The following is a 16,805-nucleotide window of genomic DNA, read 5'->3' as shown; positions in this document are numbered from 1 at the left end:
CGCTGCCCCCGGTGGTGCGGCAGCCACCGGGGGCCGGGCCGTCAGTGCAGATGGGCCGGGGTGAATTGGACGGGGAGGGCGGCTGTGCCGCGCATCAGCAGGGTGACTCGCCAGTCGAGGTCGTCCGGGGGGACGGAGAGGGTGACGTCCGGGAGGCGGTCGAGGAGGACCTCGATGGCGGCGGTGGCGATGACCTCGGCGATTTCGCGGGCGGCCGGGGGGCAGCCGTGTTTGCCGTGGCTGAAGGCCATATGGGCCTGGTTGCCGCCCGCGCCGGAGTGGAAGTCCGGGCGGACGTCGGGGTCGGCGTTGGCCGCGGCGAGGCCCAGCATCAGGCAGTCGCCCTTTCTGATGCGCTGTCCGCCGAGCATGGTGTCCTCGGCGGCCCAGCGGCCGATCCAGAACGGGACCGGGGTGTTCTCCCACAGCACCTCGTTGAGCGCCTGGCCGACGCTGCGCCGGCCGCCGGAGAGGGTGATGGCGAACCGCTCGTCCGTCAGCATGAGCCGGAGGGCGTTGCCGATCAGGTCGCTGGTGGGCTGCTGGACGGCGTAGATGGAGCCGAGCAGATCGTTGATGATCTCGTCGTCGGTGAGCCCGGCGGGGTGGGACACCAGATGGGCGGCGACGTTGACCTGGTCGGGGTTCTCCCGGACGCGCTTGATCAGCGCCTCCATGCGGGTCTGCATCTTCTGGAGGGCGACGGGGGCCTCGGACCCCGTGAGGTGGAACGAATCGTCCTGGAGGGCGGCGGATTCGGCGTCGTCCAGGCCGTACAGCCGGGTCACCACCCGCAGCGGGATCTGGCTGGCGTACTCGGCCACCAGATCGGCGCGGCCACTGCCCGCGAAGGTGTCGATCAGCTGGTCGGCGACGCGCTCGCACTGGGCGCGCAGTTCGAACTGGTCCACCGAGGCCAGACCGTCGCAGATGGCCTCGGACCGCCGCTGGTGGTCGGCGCCCTCGCTGAAGAGCATGGTCGGGCGGTAGCCGACGAAGGTCGTCACCTCCCAGTCGGGCGGCACCAGATGCCAGGAGTGCCAGCGGCGGGAGTCGCGGGCGAAGCGGTTGGGGTCGGTGGTCACCCGGACCACTTCGCGATAGCCGAGCACCATCCAGACGGGGATCTTCCCGTCCAGCAGGATGGGCACCACCGGGCCGTGCTCCCGGCGCAACTCCCGGTAGAGCTCCACCGGTTCGTCCCGGAACCGCTGATAGTCCAGCGGCACCGACCCGGCGGGCACCACCCCGTCGGGCGGCGCCGGGGCCGATGGAAAGACGGGCTCCGGCGGGGAGGCGGGGTCAGGGGTGGTCACGCGGTGCTCTCCCCGGCGGCGCCGTTGGTGGACAGGGAGTAGAGGTAGCGGGCGAGCGCGACCAGTACGGCCTTGCTGGAGTCGCGCTTGCGGGCGTCGCAGTCGATCATCGGCACATCGGGCGGGAGGTCGAGCGCCTCCCGCACCTCCTCCAGCGTGTGCCGCGGCTCGGTGAAGTTGTTGCGGGCCACGATGAACGGTGTGCCGTGGTGCTCCAGCCGGTCCAGCGCGTACCAGGAGTCGGACAGCCGGTTGGTGTCCACCAGGACCACCGCGCCCAGGGTCCCGGAGAAGAGCCGGTCCCACAGGAACCAGAACCGCTCCTGGCCCGGGGCGCCGAACAGATAGAGCACCATCTGCTCGTCCAGGCTGATCCGCCCGAAGTCGAAGGCCACCGTGGTGGTGGTCTTGTCGCGGACGAACGAGGAGTCGTCGATGCCGACGCCCGCCTGGGTCATCGTCTCCTCGGTGCTGAGCGGGCGGATCTCGCTGACGGACTTCACCATCGTCGTCTTGCCGACGCCGAACCCGCCGACGATCACGATCTTGAGACCGTTGCTCGCGCTCTCCCGCAGCGGGGCGTGCCCGGAGCCGCCGGGGAGCGCGGTGCTGACGGTGCGTTCAGAGATTCTGGAGTGCAACGAGCACCTTCTTCAGGGTTTCGGGCCCGGGCAGCCGACCGCCGGGGCGGGCCACCTGCGGATGGCGCGCGGTGATCCGGCCGGTGTCCAGCAGATCGCACAGCAGGATCTTGACCACGCTGACGGGCAGTTCCAGATACGAGGAGATCTCCACGACCGACAGGGGGCGGCGGCACATCCGCAGGATCCTGACGTGCTCGGACTGCATCCCGGGGGTGGGGTCGCTTTCGCTCACGATCAGCGTGACCATGTCGAACCGGCTCTCATCGGCCCGGCTGCGGCCGCCGGTGACGGTGTACAGCCGGTCCGGCCCCTCCTTGTCCAGCGGGCCTCGGATCATGCTTTCGTCCCGCCGCCGCTGCCGCCCGCGGCCACCCGCGGAGCGGCGCGCAGATGGTCCCCGATCTGCTCGACCAGTTCGTTCATGTTGTGGCCGATGATGCCGACATCGGCATCATCATGGGCCACCACGGCGAGGTGGGCGCCTTCGCCGGCCTCGACGATGAACAGAATTCCCCCGTGGAACTCCGTCATCGACTGCCGTACGCCGCCGCTGCCGTCGCCGAACTCGATGGACGCGCCATGGGCGAGGCTCTGGATGCCCGACGCGATGGCCGCCAGCTGATCGGCCTGGTCCACGGACAACCCGGAGGAGAGGCACAGCTTGAGCCCGTCCCGTGAGAGCACCAGGGCGTGGCGCGAGCCCGGGGTCTTCTCCAGCAGGTTCTCCAACAACCAGTCCAAGCTGCGGTCAGTGGTGTTCATCGGCGTTCCTTCTGTCACGGCTTGTCGTTCTCGGCAGGCTCGGCGGACTGGGCGGACTCGGCGGACTCGGCGGACTCGGTGTGCTCCGCGGATACCGAAGGCTCGGTGTCACACGGGGCACCGGCGGCGGAACCACCCCGGGCCGCCTGGCGGAAGGCGCCGAAGCGGGCTCCGGCTTCCTCGGGTCGTGGACGGCTCGTCCTGGCCTTGGGTTCCTCCTCGGCCGTCTGGGCAGCCGCCCGGGTGGCGGCGGCGAGCGTCTCGCCACGGCGCCGCTTGGGCAGTCCGTTGACCCGCGAGGGCTGCTCGGCGGGGTCCGGCGCGGACGAAGGCGAGGTGGACGGCGGCGTGGACGGCGAGGTGGCGGGGGCCAGGGTGGCGGTGGCGGTGGACGCGGCAGATCCGGTGGACCCTGCGGACGCCGGCCGGGGAAACCCGGAGCGGACCGAGCCCGGCGTGTCGAGGACCACGGCGTCCTGGCTGAGGTGCGTGACCAGCTGCTGCGGGATCAGGACGACCACACCGGTGCCGCCCCGCGCGGACGGCCGGAAGGAGACGGTGAGCCCGTGCTTACGGGCCAGACAGCCGACGACCGCGAGGCCCAGCCGGGTGCCGGACAGGCTCATCAGGTCCAGGCTCTCGGAGGAGACGGCCTTCTGGGCGCGGTCCAGGGCGGCCGGGCCCATCACCAGTCCGCCGTCCTCGATGGTGACCACGACGCCCGCGTGCGTCTCCTCGACGTACACATGCACCTCCTCGGTGGGAGGCGAGAAGCTGGCGGCGTTGTCCATCAGCTCGGCGAGGGCGTGCATGACGCCCTCGGCCGCGTAACCGGCCACCGCGGCGTTGCTCGCCGAGTGGACGCGTACCCGCTGGAAGGCGCTGATCCGGCCGATCGCGCCGCGCAGCACGGACTCCATGACGATCGGCTTGGTCCAGCGGCGCCCGGAGCGCGCACCGGTCAGCACCGCGATGCTGTCGGCGATCCGGCCCGCCTGGGCGGTGGTGTGGTCCAGCTTCAGCAGATCGCCGAGGACGGTTTCGTCGTGGCGGTTCTCCATCTCCCGCAGATCGGCCAGCATGCTGGTGGCCAGCGCCTGGACGCGGCCCGCGGCGTTGGCGCACGCGGCCATCGCGGAGGCGCGCATCCGCTCACCGTCACCGATCTCGCGCAGCAGCGTCCGCAGCAGCTGCTGATGGGCCCTGCTGGTGGGGCGCTCCATGCGGGTGACCACGGTCTCCACCGAGCCGCCCGCGCGCAGTTGCCGCACCGCGGACGGAATCGTTTCCTCGGCGAGCCGGGTGGCCTCGATCTCCCGCGCGGCGGACGCGTTCTCCAGCGCCGTGACCCGCTCCCGGAGCCGGCCGATGGTCAGCGAACGCTGGGTGGCGACCGCGAGCGCCACGCCCAGCAGCACGGCGGCGGCTCCGCAGAAGACGGCGACGAGGGCGCGCTGGTCGGATGGGACCGCGGTGGTCACCCACAGTCCCGCCGCACCGGCGACGACGGCTGCCAGCAGCGGGACGGCCAGGGCCGACCGCGTCACCGAGGGCCCTTTGTACGGATGGCTGGATATGTGTGCTGACATCTATCAGGTCCTCATGGGCGCGTTGAGGGTTTTCGGCTGGACCACGCGGACATCAAGCCGTGGGCGCCACATGTTAGTGGAGTCACGCCACTTTGACCGGTCCCTCCCAGCACATGGATCATGACGATCCGTCAAATCCGGGCGCCGTGGAGCGTCATCTTCCGGACGCATATGCCGCCGCCATCGGCGGCCATCGCCCCGCCGGGTCGTACGGGGAATCGCCCTGCCGGGTCGTACGGGGAGGGGTTGCGCGGGGGACACGCCCCGCATCGCCGTGAGCCGCGCCGTTACGGAATCGCCAGCTCCGCCCAGATGACCTTGCCGCCCGAGGTGTAGCGGGTGCCCCAGCGCTCGGCGAACTGGGCGACCAGGAACAACCCCCGGCCGCCCTCGTCCATCGTCGCCGCGTACCGCAGATGCGGGGAGGTGCTGCTGGAGTCGGAGACCTCGCAGATCAGGGCGCGGTCGCGGAGCACCTGCACCCGGATCGGGCCGGTGGCGTGGCGGATGGCGTTGGTGATCAGCTCGCTGAGCACCAACTCGGCGGTGAACGCGACCTCGTCCAGCCCCCATTCCTCCAGCTGCCGCATGACATCGGCGCGCACCCCGGCCACGGCGGCGGGGTCGGACGGCACGTCCCAGGAGGCCACACGGTCGGCGCCCACGACCCGGGTACGGGCGGCGATCAGGGCGATGTCATCGCTGGGGTTGCTGGGCAGCAGCGCGTCCAGCACCTCGGTGCAGATCTCGTCGGGCGTCCGGCCGGGGTGGGACAGGGCCGCGCGCAGCATCTCCAGTCCGGTGTCGATCTCCCGGCGGCGGTCCTCGATGAGCCCGTCGGTATAGAGGACGAGATGGCTGCCCTCGGCCAGCTCCACCTCGGCGGTCTCGAACGGCAGCCCGCCCAGGCCCAGCGGCGGCCCCGCGGGCAGGTCCAGGAACTCCACCGAACCGTCCGGACGCACCAGCGCGGGCGGTGGATGACCGGCCCGCGCCATCATGCAGTGTCGGGTGACGGGATCGTAGATCGCGTACAGACAGGTGGCCCCGGTGATCCCCTCGCTGCCGCCGCCCCCGCCGCTGCCGTTCGGCCCACCGGGGCCCTCGTCCTGGTCGATCCGGGCGATCAGATCGTCGAGGTGGGAGAGGATCTCATCGGGCGGGAGGTCGAGGGTGGAGAAGTTGTGCACCGCCGTACGCAGCCGTCCCATCGTCGCCGCCGCGTGCAGACCGTGCCCCACCACATCACCCACCACCAGCGCCACCCGCGCCCCCGGCAGCGGAATGACATCGAACCAGTCGCCGCCCACCCCCGACTCCGCCGGCAGATAGCGGAAGGCCACGTCCAGGGCGCTCTGGGTGGGCAGGGCGCGCGGCAGCAGGCTGTGCTGGAGGGTCACCGCCATGGTGTGCTCGCGGGTGTAGCGGCGGGCGTTGTCGATGCAGACCGCGGCGTGCGAGGCGAGCTCCTCGGCGAGGGAGACCTCTTCCTCCTCGAAGGGCTCGCGCTGCTTCATGCGCCAGAAGTTGACCACGCCCAGCAGCACGCCCCGGGCCCGCAGCGGCACGGTGACCAGCGATCGGACGCCGTAGTCGATGATCTTGGCGGTCCGCTCGGGGTCCTGGGCCTGCCAGCCGGTGGCCTCGGAGAGATCGGCCTCCACGACCGGTTCACCGCCGCTCAGCCCGAACGCCTGGGGTGAGGACGGGACGAACGAGAAGATCCGGCCGGCCGGATAGAAGGGGGGATCGGAGCGGATGCCGTGGACGGCCGACCGGCGCATCTCGACGCCGCCGATCGCCAGCGGCTCATCGCCGCGCGCCACGGGCTCCGCCAGGTCGACGGTGACGAAGTCGGCGAAGCGGTCGACCGCCACCTGCGCCAGCTCCTCGGCGGTCCGGCCCACATCGAGCGTGGTGCCGATCTCCACGCTCGCGTCGTAGAGCAGTTTGAGCCGCTTCTGCGCCACTTCGGCACGGCCGGAGAGGGCGCGCAGCTCGGTGGAGTCGCGCAGGGTGGCGACGCTGCCGGGCGGTCCGCCGGCCCGGTCGGTCAGCCGGTTGTTGATGGCCAGCAGCCGGTCGCCGGCCACCAGTACCTCGTCGGTGACATCGCGTCCGGAGGCCAGTACGTCGGCGACATGGGGCTCCAGGCCCAGGTCGTCCACCAGCCGCCCCTCCGGCCGCCGCGGCAGATCGAGCAGCCGGGACGCCTCGTCGTTGGCCAGTACGAGGCGCCCGTCGCCGCCGACGATCAACACGCCCTCGCGCACCGAGTGCAGCACCGCGTCATGGTGCTCGTACATCCGCGTCATCTCGACCGGGTCCAGGCCGCGGGTCTGCCGCCGCAGCCGCCTGGTCACCAGCGCGGTGCCGCCGGTGGCGAGGACGAGCGAGGCGGAGACGGCGCCGACCAGGAGCGGCAGCTGGCGGTTGGCGAGCCCGCTCACCTTCTGGATGGTGATCCCCGCGCCGACCGCGCCGACGACCCTGTGGTGGCTGTCGAAGATGGGCGCCACCGCGTCCATCGCCTCCCCCAGTGTGCCGGGACCGGTATGGGTGATGGTGTGCCCGTGCAGCGCCGGCTCGATGACGCCGACGTAGTGTTGGCCGATCCGGTTGGGATTGGGGTGCGTGAGCCGGATCCCCCTGGTGTCCATGACCACGACAAAATCCAGCCCGGACCCCTTGCGGGCGGCCTCGGCCCTCGGCTGGAGCACCTTGGTGGGACTGGTGCTGTGCAGGGCCTGGACGATACCGGGGGAGTTGGCGAAGGACTCGGCGACCGCGATGGACCGGCCGCGGGCCTCGTCGGTGGCGTCGTGCCGCACCTGGAGCACGAGGGCGAAGGTCGCCGCCGCGCCGAGCAGCAGCACGATCACCAGCTGGAGAACGAAGACCTGCCCGGCCACGCTGCGGACGCTCAGCCACGATCGAAAGCGCCGGCCCGCCACCTCCGGGCGCTCCCGGCGCCGACTCCGTGGGCGCCGACCGGGGAACATGCGGGCAGCCCACGATCGACCCATAAACCGGGCCATACAGATACATCTACACCGGGAATTCCTGGAAGGCGAATCTCCGCTTCCGCTGGCCAGGCGCCCTTACATTCCGCATGCGACGCACGACTTTCCGTATCGAGCCGCTTACGGAACGCTCCCATCGCGGGCCCCGCGACAGGACTTTGGGCGGGCCTTCGGTGGGCGAGGTGCCGAAGGCGAGGCTCTATGCAAATCTAAGAAAAAGGGTAATTCACCCTTATTGCCGCATATCGGTGTCATGGCGGCGCCGATTGCGCCTGACGAAGGAGCCCGACATGGCCAGTCACGCCGGTGGAGTTCAGACAGGGGCCGCCCCGGGCCACATGCACCGGGCGGTGAGCGGATGGCTCGTCTTCGCGGCGGTCATGATGATCTTCAGTGGTCTGATGAACCTGCTCCAGGGCATCTCGGCCATCCAGACCGACCGGGTGTTCCTGGTCACGCAGAGCTATATCTTCCAGTTCGACCTCGCCGGATGGGGATGGGTCCACCTGGGCGTGGGCATCGCCCTCCTGGTCGCCGGATTCGCGGTGTTCACCGGGGCGATGTGGGCCCGCGTCACCGGTGTGGTGCTGGCCGGTCTGGCTCTGATCGCCAACTTCCTATGGCTGCCGTACTACCCGGTCTGGGCCACGGTGCTGCTCATCGTCGACGCCCTCGTCATCTGGGCGCTGTGCGCCGGGCCGAGCCGTGGCGGCGCGGGACGTATGGACATGGGACGTGGCGACATGGGACGCGGCGACACGGGACGCGCGGACATGGGCCGCACGGACACAGGCCGCGCGGACATGGGAGGCACGGACACGGGCCGCACGGACACGGGCCGCACCGACATGGGACGTGGCGACACCGGACGCGGCGACACGGGGCACACGGAGCCGGGACACCCCGCCTGAGGGGCGCCGCACCTGGTTTCCCCCCGGGGTGCGGGGCAGGCTGGAGCCATGCTGCTGGCTGATGTCGCGCGGACCTCCCGCCAGGTCGCGGCCACCTCCGCCCGCTCGGAGAAGATCGCCGCGCTGGCCCGGATGTTCCGGCGTACGGAACCGGCCGAGGCGGCCGTGGTGATCACCTACCTCGCGGGCAAGCTGCCCCAGCGCCGCACCGGAGTGGGCTGGTCCACCCTGCGCCACCGGCGGGAACCCGCCGCCGAGCCCACGCTGACGGTGCTCGATGTGGACGAGGCCCTGAGCCGGGTAGCGGCGGTCTCCGGCAGCGGTGCGACGGCGGCCCGCAAACGGCTGGTGGGCGAGCTGTTGTCCGCCGCGACCAAGGAGGAGCAGGGTTTTCTGCTCGGCCTGATCGGCGGCGAGCTGCGGCAGGGGGCGCTGGAGGGACTGGCCGTGGAGGGGCTCGCCGAGGCGGTGGGCGCACCGGCCGCCGAGGTGCGGCGGGCGGTGATGCTCGGCGGTTCGCTGGGCGCGGTCGCGGGAGCGCTGCTGGCGCGCGGCCCGGAGGCGCTGGCCGACTTCCGGCTCGAGGTGGGGCGGCCGGTGCTGCCGATGCTCGCGCAGAGCGCCAAGGACCTCGACGAGGCCATGGACCGGCTGGGGCCGTGCGCGGTCGAGGAGAAGCTGGACGGGATCCGGGTGCAGGTGCACCGGGACGGCGCGGACGTACGGATCTACACCCGCACCCTCGACGAGATCACCGACCGGCTGCCGGAGGTCGTCACGGCCGCGCGGGAGCTGGCGGTGGACCGGGCGATCCTCGACGGCGAGGTGATCCTGCTGGACGCCGAGGGGCGGCCCCGGCCGTTCCAGGAGACCTCGGGACGGGTCGGCTCCCGGCTCGATGTGCCCGGGGCGTCGGCCGCGCTGCCGCTGTCCCCCGTCTTCTTCGATCTGCTCGTGGTGGACGACCGCGATCTGCTCGACCTCCCGGCCCATGAGCGCCATGCCGAACTGGCCCGGATCACCCCCGGGCCCCGGCGGGTGCGACGGCTGGTGGCCGACGACCCGGCGGATCCGGAAATCCGGCGGGCGGCACGGGAGTTCGCCGCGGACGTGCTGGCCAGGGGCCATGAGGGGGTGCTGGTCAAGGCGCTGGAGGCGCCGTACGGCGCGGGCCGGCGCGGGGCGTCCTGGCTGAAGGTCAAACCGGTGCACACCCTCGACCTGGTGGTGCTTGCGGCGGAGTGGGGGCACGGCCGCCGCACCGGGAAGCTGTCCAACCTCCATCTGGGCGCGCGAGCGGCGGACGGCACCTATCTGATGCTGGGCAAGACCTTCAAGGGGCTCACCGACGCGATGCTGGAGTGGCAGACGGAGGCGCTGCTGGGGATCGCGGTCAGCGACGACGGCTGGGTGGTGCGGGTGCGGCCGGAACTGGTGGTGGAGGTGGCCTTCGACGGGCTCCAGCGCTCGTCCCGCTATCCGGCGGGCGTCACACTGCGGTTCGCGCGGGTGCTGCGCTACCGGGAGGACAAGCCCGCGGATCAGGCGGACACGGTCGAGACCGTGCTGGCGCTGCGAGCCGGGTGACGACGGGGCCCGGCGGCCCGAGGCCCGGGACCCCGGAGGCCCGGGACGCCGGAACCCCGGGCCGCGCGGCGGCCCGGGGTCGGCCCCTGGTCAACCGGGGAATCAGGCGGGGTTCTCCGCGTGGGTCAGGGTCTCCCAGCCCAGGAAGAGGCTGTTCGTACCCGCCGGGCGCTGCTGCTCGGTGAGCTTCTGGGTGTTGGTCATGGCGGTGCCGAGCCGGGTGTGCAGGGCGTTGAAGCCGACCTCGGTGACCGGTCCGAGGCCGCGCTTGACGCTGCCGCCGCACAGCCAGGACGGCGGGGCCTCGCCCAGTTCGTACTTCGACTGGAAGCCCAGCGCCTGCCGCAGCCGCTCGCCCACCTCGGGGTAGAGGTCCTGGCCCTGGATGCGGCTGGTCTCGGCGACATGCGAGATGGAGGAGATGCCGTATCCGGTGTGGGTGAAGTCGCGGCAGGTCTCCTGGGTGAGGCCGGTGACGAAGGTCGACTGGCCCTGCCAGTAGTTGATGATCTTGTCGCGGGTGTCCAGTCCGCTGCCGGGCGCGGTCTTGGGCAGGGCGCCGTCGGACTCCAGGTAGACATAGGCGGGGACGCGGCCGCGGAACTTGGCGATGGCCTTGTCGTAGCCGGCCCGGTCGTCGAGGAAGACGGAGATGCCGGTGGCGGCCTCCATCATCGTCAGCTCCCAGTTGCCGTTGGAGTTCGAACCGCCGATGACCTTCGGCAGATAGACGTTGCGCAGCATGGTCTTGAAGCGGTCGATCGAGGCGGCGGACCAGCCGTCGTAGGTGTAGCGGATGATCTCGGCGGCCCGGGGCCACGAGGACCCGGCCCAGCCGGTCTGGAGCGGGGCGTTGCTGTTGGTGTGGTCCTTGATGGTGGCCGACCAGGCGTCCATGATCTGGATCGCCTTGTCGGCGTAGCGGCTGTCGCGGCTGATGTACCAGGCCAGCGAGAGGGAGTAGGCGGCGAGCGCGTCCTGGCGCTCATCGGTGCAGCCGATGTTGGGGTCGGAGTAGGGACCGCATTCGACGACCGCGCGGGGCTTGGGGGTGCGCGACAGCGAGGCGTACGGGCTCGCCAGCATCGCGTCGTACGCGCCCTTCCAGGGCTGGGCGCCCGCGTTCACCTTGGAGCGGACGAAGTCGAGCTGGGCGCGGCTGACGAGGACGCCGGGGTGGGTGAAGGCGGCCTTGGGGGTGGCCTCGGGCGCGGCGGACGGCTGGGTCTGCCCGGCCGTGGCCGGTCCGGTGAGGACGCCCGCCAACAGCGCGGCCAGCGCTGTGGCGAGGGCGAGATACAGAGCTCTGGTGCGCATGGGGGCGGCTCTCCTGTCGATGCGATGGGTTCCTGTATGTGAACAACGGATGCCGACATGAACTCCTGCGATGCCCCGGGAAGTTAGCTCATGAACACGTCAAGGTCTAGACCTTCTGTGCGTACGAGAGAATGTGCGCCCCCGCCCCGATCGAGAGGCCCAGCGTGGAGACGACAGTCGCGGAGGACCAAGCCGCCGACCCCGGCCGGCCGCCCGGCGCCCCGCGCGGCGCCCGTCGCGCCGCCGGCCGGCTGCTACGGCTCCCCGCCGGACGGGGCCGGCGCTGGGCGGCCTGGTGCGCGATGCCGCCGCTGGCCCTGGTCAGCGTGGTGGTGCTCTGCCGGGCCACGGACACCGACGGCATCACCCCCATACCTCAGCTGCTGGCCTTTCTGCCCTGGCTGCTGGTCCCGGCGGCGCTCGGCCTGCTGCTCGGCACGGCCGCCCGCTGGCCGCTGGGGTGCGGCTGGGCGCTGGCGGCAGCGGCGGCCACCGGGTGGTTCATCCAGCCGTACGACAACGGCCCACTGCCCGAGCCGCGCGGACCGGTCCTCGCCCGGCTGCGGGTGATGACCGCGAACCTCGAGTTCGGCCAGGCCAGGGAGGGGCTGCTGAGCGCGCTGCGCCGGGAGCGGCCGGATCTGGTCGCCGTGCAGGAGTGCGATACGCAGTGCGCCGAGGCACTGGACTCGGCCGACGTGCGCACCGCCTACCCGTACCGGAGCATCGCCCTCGGCGACAGCCCCGCCGCGGGCTCGGCCATCCTCAGCCGCCATCCGCTGACCCCGGCGGAGGGGGTGCGCGGAACGCTGCGGATGCCGGAGGCCGTCGTACGGATCGCGGGGCAGCGGCTGCGGATGCAGGTCGCCCACCCCATGCCGCCGGTACCGGGCGGGGTGGACCTCTGGCGCACCGAGCTGGGGCGGCTGCGGGCCTACGCCGCCGGGCGGGGCGGGGAACCCACCCTGATCGCGGGCGACTTCAACGCCACCCAGGACCACGCCGCGTTCCGCGCCGTCCTGGACACCGGGCTGCGGGACGGCGCACGGGCCGCCGGAGTCCCCCGCACGCCCAGCTGGCCGAGGGCCACGACCCCGGTCCTGGGGGCGCAGATCGACCATGTGCTGGTCAGCCAGGAGCTGCGGCCGCGCACCGCCCGCTTCCTGGATCTGCCGCACACCGACCACCGGGCGCTGCTGGTGGAGCTGGACCTGTACGGACCGCGGGGCTGATCCGGGGGCTCGGCTCCCGCTCGCCTATCGCTCGGCTCCCGCTCAGCTCTCGCTCGGGTCGTACGAGTTGGCCAGCTCGAACGGATCGGGCTCCAGACCCGCCGTCGGCCAGCGCTGCTCCCGCTGCCAGCGCGCGTTCTCCTGCGCGAGCGCGTCCCAGAGCAGATTGAGCGGATGGGCGGCGTCGTAGGACGCGCGCTCACCGCGCCGGGCGAAGGCGCCCAGCAGCACCTCCAGCCGGGGCCCGGTGTCATTGACCAGCTCGACGGCGCGCAGCCCGCGTCCGTACGCCACCCTCGGATCGCCCGCCGCGTCCGCGACGCCCTTGGTGACCAGCATGCAACCGCGCAGCAGACCCGAGCGCAGCAGCTCGAAACCGTAGTTGACGGTGTCGATCTCGGCGGCGATGCGCAGCTTGTTGCGGTAGTCCCCGCCGAACCAGGTGTGCAGCACCCCCGCCATCAGCCCGCTGGCCGAGACCACCAGCGGCAGGGTGCGCAGCGCGCTGGTCGGGGCGGTGGGGCCGGGCAGTTCGGCCGCGGACAGATTGGTCAGCAGCGAGACCCCGCTGCGGCGCCACTCCATCACGTCGAAGGCGGCGAGTTCATCGTCCCCCTCGGGCCTGGTCACCACCGAGCCGCACACCAGGTCGACATCCTTCGCCCGCAGCTTGGCCAGCACATCCCGGGTGCGCACATGGCCGACCTTGAGCTCGATGGCGCGCTGCCGGAAGTCGTCGGCCACCCGTTCCCCGGCGCCCGCCAGATAGCTGAGGGTAAATCGGGTGGTGCCCACCATGAGGGTTTTTCCCAAGCGCCGCCGCGACTCATGGATGCCGTCAAGCCAGTCGCCGAGAGTTCCGCGCGCCAATTCGACCAGGGCTTCTCCGGTGCCGGTGAACAGCACGTCCTTGCCACGCCCCTGCTTGAGTATGAGAGGTTCGCCGCAAAGCTCGCGAAAGTTCCGGTTCATGGTGTCGATCTGCTTTTGCACACTGGACTGTTCGCGGCCCAGAATCCGTGCGGCGCCCAGTGCGGTACCGGCCTCATGGACCATGATCAGAGTGCGCAACTGGTCCATCGTGGTATCCATGAGCGCGAGCGGGCTCTGCGCCCAGCGGCCGCGCCGATCCGTCGTCGGCGGGCCGGGCGATCCGGGTCTCACCATGATTTCCCCCGCTTTTCAACGTCCTACGGTTTTCCTGACTTCAGAGTTTAGTCAGCGATCCATGTGGCTACCCGGGCCCGATATGAGCGAGAAGCGGACCGATGCGCGGAACGTCAGGAGCGGGGGCCGCACCGTACGGATCAGCCGGCCGGAAAAGGAGCTCTTCCCCGGCGACGGGATCACGAAGTGGGATCTCGTCGAGTACTACCGTTCGGTCTCCCGGCGCATCATTCCGCAGTTGCGCGGCCGCCCTTTGATGATGGAACGCCATCCGGACGGAATCGGCGGCAAGCCGCTCATGCAGAAGAACGCACCCGGCTACTTTCCGGACTGGGTGCGCCGCGCCGTACTCCCCAAAGAGGGCGGCGAGGTCGTCCATGTGGTCTGCGACGACACCGCGACCCTCCTCTACCTCGCCGACCAGGCATGCGTCACCCCGCACCGCTGGCTCTCCCGCGCCGACCGGCCCGACCACCCCGACCGGCTGGTCTTCGACCTCGATCCGCCCTCGTCGGGGGAGTCCGGCTTCGAGGAGGTGCGCTGGACCGCACGCCGCTGCCGCGGGCTGCTCGGCGAGCTGGGGCTGCCGGGGCTGCTGATGACCACCGGCTCCCGCGGACTGCACATCATCGTCCCGCTGGACCGCCGCGCCGACTTCGACACCGTGCGGTCCTTCGCCCGTGACGCCGCCGATCTGCTGGCCGCCCGCCACCCCGACCGGCTCACCACCGAGCCGCGCAAGGCCAACCGGCGCGGCCGGCTCTACCTGGACATCCAGCGCAACGCCTATGCGCAGACCGCCGTCACCCCGTACGCGGTGCGCGCCCGCCCCGGAGCCCCCGTCGCCACGCCCATCGACGGGCGGGAGCTGGACGACCCGGAGCTGCGGTCGGACCGCTGGACGCTGCGGACCCTCCGCGAGCGGCTCGCGGACGACCCCTGGGCCCGTACGGACACCAGGGGCCGTTCGCTGCGCGCCCCGCGCGAGCGGCTGAAGCGGCTCGCGGAGGGCGGGGGCGAGGGCTAACGCTTGAGCGGCACGCGTCTCACGCGTCTCGTGTGCCTCGCGTACCTCAGGCGCCGATGTCGCCGCCGTCGCGCCGCCAGACGCTGATCACGGACGGCCGGGTCAGCTTGCCCGGACCGTCGGGCCAGGTGGACGCGGGCTTCTCGACGCTCGCGCCGTCGAGCTCGCCCGGGTGCTGCACGGCCACCAGCACCCGCCGGTCCTGCACGATCGGACCGCAGGTCTCGGCGCCGGTGGGCACGGTCAGGAACTGCTTGACCTCACCGCGCCGGCTGCCCGCCGTCGCCACGCCGAACAGCCCGTCGTGGTTGCCGAGCGCGTTGCCGTCGGTGGAGATCCACAGGTTGCCGTACGCGTCGAAGGTGATGTTGTCCGGGCAGGAGATCGGGCTGACCTGGTCCTTGGGGAAGCCGCCGAAGTAGGTGCTCGGGTCCTCGGGGTCGCCGCAGACCAGGAACAGCCGCCAGTTGAAGCGGGTGGATCCGGCGTTGTTCCAGCGCTCGGTCAGCTCCAGGATCTGGCCGTGCTTGTTGCCGTTGCGCGGGTTGGCCTCGTCGGCCGGGGCCTTGTCCGCCTTGCCGCGGTCGGTGTTGTTGGTCAGCGCGATGTAGACGCGGCCGGTGCGCGGGCTCGGCTCGACGTCCTCGGGGCGGTCCATCTTCGTCGCACCCACCTTGTCGGCGGCGATGCGCGTGAAGACGTACACCTCCTCGGCGGTCATGCCCTCCACGAAGGAGCGGTCGCCGCAGGCCAGCGGGATCCACTCACCGGCGCCGTCGAACTCGCCGTCCTTGGGCAGCTTTCCGGAGCCGTCGATCTCGGCGGCCGGGCTGTCACCGGTGAACTTGGCGACGTACAGCGTGCCCTCGTCCAGGAGCGTGCGGTTGTGCTCGCGGGCGATGCGGCTGTTGCCCTTCATCATCCGCTTGGCGGAGACGAACTTGTAGAAGTAGTCGAACTTCTCGTCGTCGCCCATGTAGAGGACCGGACGGCCGTCGCTGGTCAGCCGGGGCTCGGCGGCCTCGTGCTTGAAGCGGCCCAGCGCGGTCAGCTTACGCGGGGTGGAGTCGGGGTCGAACGGGTCGATCTCGATCACCCAGCCGAAGCGGTTGGTCTCGTTCGGCTCCTTGACCACGTCGAAACGGTCGTCGAACCGTTCCCACTTGCGCTCGGAGGCGGCACCGGCGATGCCGTAGCGCTTGAGGCGGGCCGCGGTGGTCGGGTCGGTGACCGAACCGGCGTTGGCGAAGTACTGGTTGAAGTTCTCCTCGCCGGAGAGCACCGTGCCCCACGGCGTGATGCCGCCACCGCAGTTGTTCAGCGTGCCGAGGATGCGCTTGCCGGACGGGTCGGCGGAGGTGCGCAGCAGCTCGCTGCCCGCCGCCGGGCCGGTGACCTCGAACGCGGTGGTCGCGGTGATACGGCGGTTGAGGCGGTGCCGGGGCACGGCGGTGAGCCGGCCCAGCCTGCGCTCCTCGGCCGTCACGACCACGGACAGCCCGTGCGCGGCCCAGCCGATCTCGGCCTGCTCGCGGGTGGGGTTCTCCGGGTCGTACCCGGCGAACATCAGCACCTCGTCGGTGTACTCGTGGTTGACCACGAGCAGCTGGTGGTCGCGCTCGCCGGGGACGTCCAGCACCGCCATGTAGTCGTTGTTGTAACCGAACTGGCCCTCCTGGGCCTTGGCGCTCTGCTTGTCCGGGTCGAACGCGGGCGCACCGCGCAGGATCGGGTCGCCCCAGCGGATCACCACGTTCTGGTCGTGGCCCTCGGCGGTGACCACGACGTCCTCGGTGTTGGGGGCGACCGGCGCGAAGCGGAGGCCGCGGGCGGCCTTGCCCCCCGCCGCCGCGGCGGCGGGGGCGGCGGCGCTGTTCGCCGCGGCGGACGCCTGCGGCGCCCGCTCCACCGCCACGACACCGGTCGCGGCGGCCACGGTCACCACCGCACCGGCCCGCAGCAGCGAACGGCGCGACGCGGCACCGGCGATGACATCGCCCACGTAGGCGTTGTCGCTGGTGTTCGGCGTCTCGTGAAAACAGGCGTCGCCACAGCGGTACCGGCATGTCAGCGCGGAACGACCGCCCGGGTGTGAGCTGATGAGCGGCAGGAGGTTGCGCACGTCTTCCCCTCCGTAAGGGTGTCACGTATGGGCTTCGCACGGCCCGCGTGGGCGGTGAGCCGACGCGGTCCGGGCCGACATGACGTCGGGATCCTTTGGTGGCGAAGC

At 71.5% G+C, this 16,805-nt stretch carries 13 protein-coding genes; 4 read left to right on the top strand and 9 right to left on the bottom strand.

Annotation, left to right across the window (positions count from 1 at the left end):
- Nucleotides 1–41: 41 nt before the first annotated feature.
- The 6 genes from AB0E24_RS13255 to AB0E24_RS13230 all read right to left on the bottom strand — a co-directional run bounded on the left by AB0E24_RS13255 (nucleotide 42) and on the right by AB0E24_RS13230 (nucleotide 7,349).
- Complete coding sequence (locus AB0E24_RS13255) at nucleotides 42–1,316, bottom strand: cytochrome P450 (RefSeq protein ID WP_087684252.1); 1,275 nt, start codon at nucleotides 1,314–1,316, stop codon at nucleotides 42–44.
- Nucleotides 1,313–1,957: a GTP-binding protein gene (locus tag AB0E24_RS13250; RefSeq protein WP_370684983.1), complete on the bottom strand. Its 645-nt coding sequence runs from the start codon at nucleotides 1,955–1,957 to the stop codon at nucleotides 1,313–1,315. Before AB0E24_RS13250 ends, AB0E24_RS13255 begins: the two co-directional genes overlap by 4 nt.
- On the bottom strand, nucleotides 1,938–2,297 hold the full coding sequence (locus tag AB0E24_RS13245; RefSeq protein ID WP_069860309.1) for a DUF742 domain-containing protein: 360 nt from the start codon (nucleotides 2,295–2,297) through the stop codon (nucleotides 1,938–1,940). The genes AB0E24_RS13250 and AB0E24_RS13245 overlap by 20 nt, the downstream gene beginning before the upstream one ends.
- Complete coding sequence (locus AB0E24_RS13240; protein ID WP_069860310.1) at nucleotides 2,294–2,722, bottom strand: roadblock/LC7 domain-containing protein; 429 nt, start codon at nucleotides 2,720–2,722, stop codon at nucleotides 2,294–2,296. The genes AB0E24_RS13245 and AB0E24_RS13240 overlap by 4 nt, the downstream gene beginning before the upstream one ends.
- Before the next feature lie 14 nt (nucleotides 2,723–2,736).
- Complete coding sequence (locus tag AB0E24_RS13235; RefSeq protein ID WP_359376668.1) at nucleotides 2,737–4,311, bottom strand: sensor histidine kinase; 1,575 nt, start codon at nucleotides 4,309–4,311, stop codon at nucleotides 2,737–2,739.
- 287 nt (nucleotides 4,312–4,598) lie between these two features.
- On the bottom strand, nucleotides 4,599–7,349 hold the full coding sequence (locus tag AB0E24_RS13230; protein WP_079152741.1) for a SpoIIE family protein phosphatase: 2,751 nt from the start codon (nucleotides 7,347–7,349) through the stop codon (nucleotides 4,599–4,601).
- Between the two features lie 275 nt (nucleotides 7,350–7,624).
- Between AB0E24_RS13230 and AB0E24_RS13225 the strand changes: the two genes are divergently transcribed.
- Both AB0E24_RS13225 and AB0E24_RS13220 read left to right on the top strand, forming a co-directional pair.
- Nucleotides 7,625–8,245 carry a DUF7144 family membrane protein gene (locus AB0E24_RS13225; RefSeq protein WP_435865274.1) on the top strand — a complete coding sequence of 207 codons (621 nt, stop codon included), beginning with the start codon at nucleotides 7,625–7,627 and terminating at the stop codon, nucleotides 8,243–8,245.
- A gap of 48 nt (nucleotides 8,246–8,293) precedes the next feature.
- Nucleotides 8,294–9,832 (top strand): ATP-dependent DNA ligase, encoded by a 1,539-nt coding sequence (locus AB0E24_RS13220; RefSeq protein WP_359376665.1) that lies wholly within the window; start codon nucleotides 8,294–8,296, stop codon nucleotides 9,830–9,832.
- A 102-nt stretch (nucleotides 9,833–9,934) separates the two neighbouring features.
- On the opposite strand, the gene AB0E24_RS13215 is transcribed toward AB0E24_RS13220, so the two are convergent.
- On the bottom strand, nucleotides 9,935–11,149 hold the full coding sequence (locus tag AB0E24_RS13215) for an alginate lyase family protein (RefSeq protein ID WP_099014366.1): 1,215 nt from the start codon (nucleotides 11,147–11,149) through the stop codon (nucleotides 9,935–9,937).
- A 164-nt stretch (nucleotides 11,150–11,313) separates the two neighbouring features.
- On the opposite strand from AB0E24_RS13215, the gene AB0E24_RS13210 reads away from it, so the two are divergent.
- Nucleotides 11,314–12,381 carry an endonuclease/exonuclease/phosphatase family protein gene (locus tag AB0E24_RS13210; RefSeq protein WP_237287775.1) on the top strand — a complete coding sequence of 356 codons (1,068 nt, stop codon included), beginning with the start codon at nucleotides 11,314–11,316 and terminating at the stop codon, nucleotides 12,379–12,381.
- Nucleotides 12,382–12,423: 42 nt separating this feature from the next.
- On the opposite strand, the gene AB0E24_RS13205 is transcribed toward AB0E24_RS13210, so the two are convergent.
- On the bottom strand, nucleotides 12,424–13,473 hold the full coding sequence (locus AB0E24_RS13205) for a LysR family transcriptional regulator (RefSeq protein WP_231981373.1): 1,050 nt from the start codon (nucleotides 13,471–13,473) through the stop codon (nucleotides 12,424–12,426).
- 157 nt (nucleotides 13,474–13,630) lie between these two features.
- On the opposite strand from AB0E24_RS13205, the gene ligD reads away from it, so the two are divergent.
- Complete coding sequence (gene ligD / locus AB0E24_RS13200; protein WP_359376661.1) at nucleotides 13,631–14,575, top strand: non-homologous end-joining DNA ligase; 945 nt, start codon at nucleotides 13,631–13,633, stop codon at nucleotides 14,573–14,575.
- A gap of 46 nt (nucleotides 14,576–14,621) precedes the next feature.
- Here the strand turns inward: ligD and AB0E24_RS13195 are convergent, their stop codons facing one another.
- On the bottom strand, nucleotides 14,622–16,697 hold the full coding sequence (locus AB0E24_RS13195) for a PhoX family protein (protein ID WP_079258325.1): 2,076 nt from the start codon (nucleotides 16,695–16,697) through the stop codon (nucleotides 14,622–14,624).
- Between the last annotated feature and the right edge of the window lie 108 nt (nucleotides 16,698–16,805).

The organism is Streptomyces malaysiensis subsp. malaysiensis (assembly GCF_040653035.1).
GTDB lineage: Bacteria > Actinomycetota > Actinomycetes > Streptomycetales > Streptomycetaceae > Streptomyces > Streptomyces malaysiensis.
This window is presented reverse-complemented; position numbering and strand designations above follow the sequence as displayed.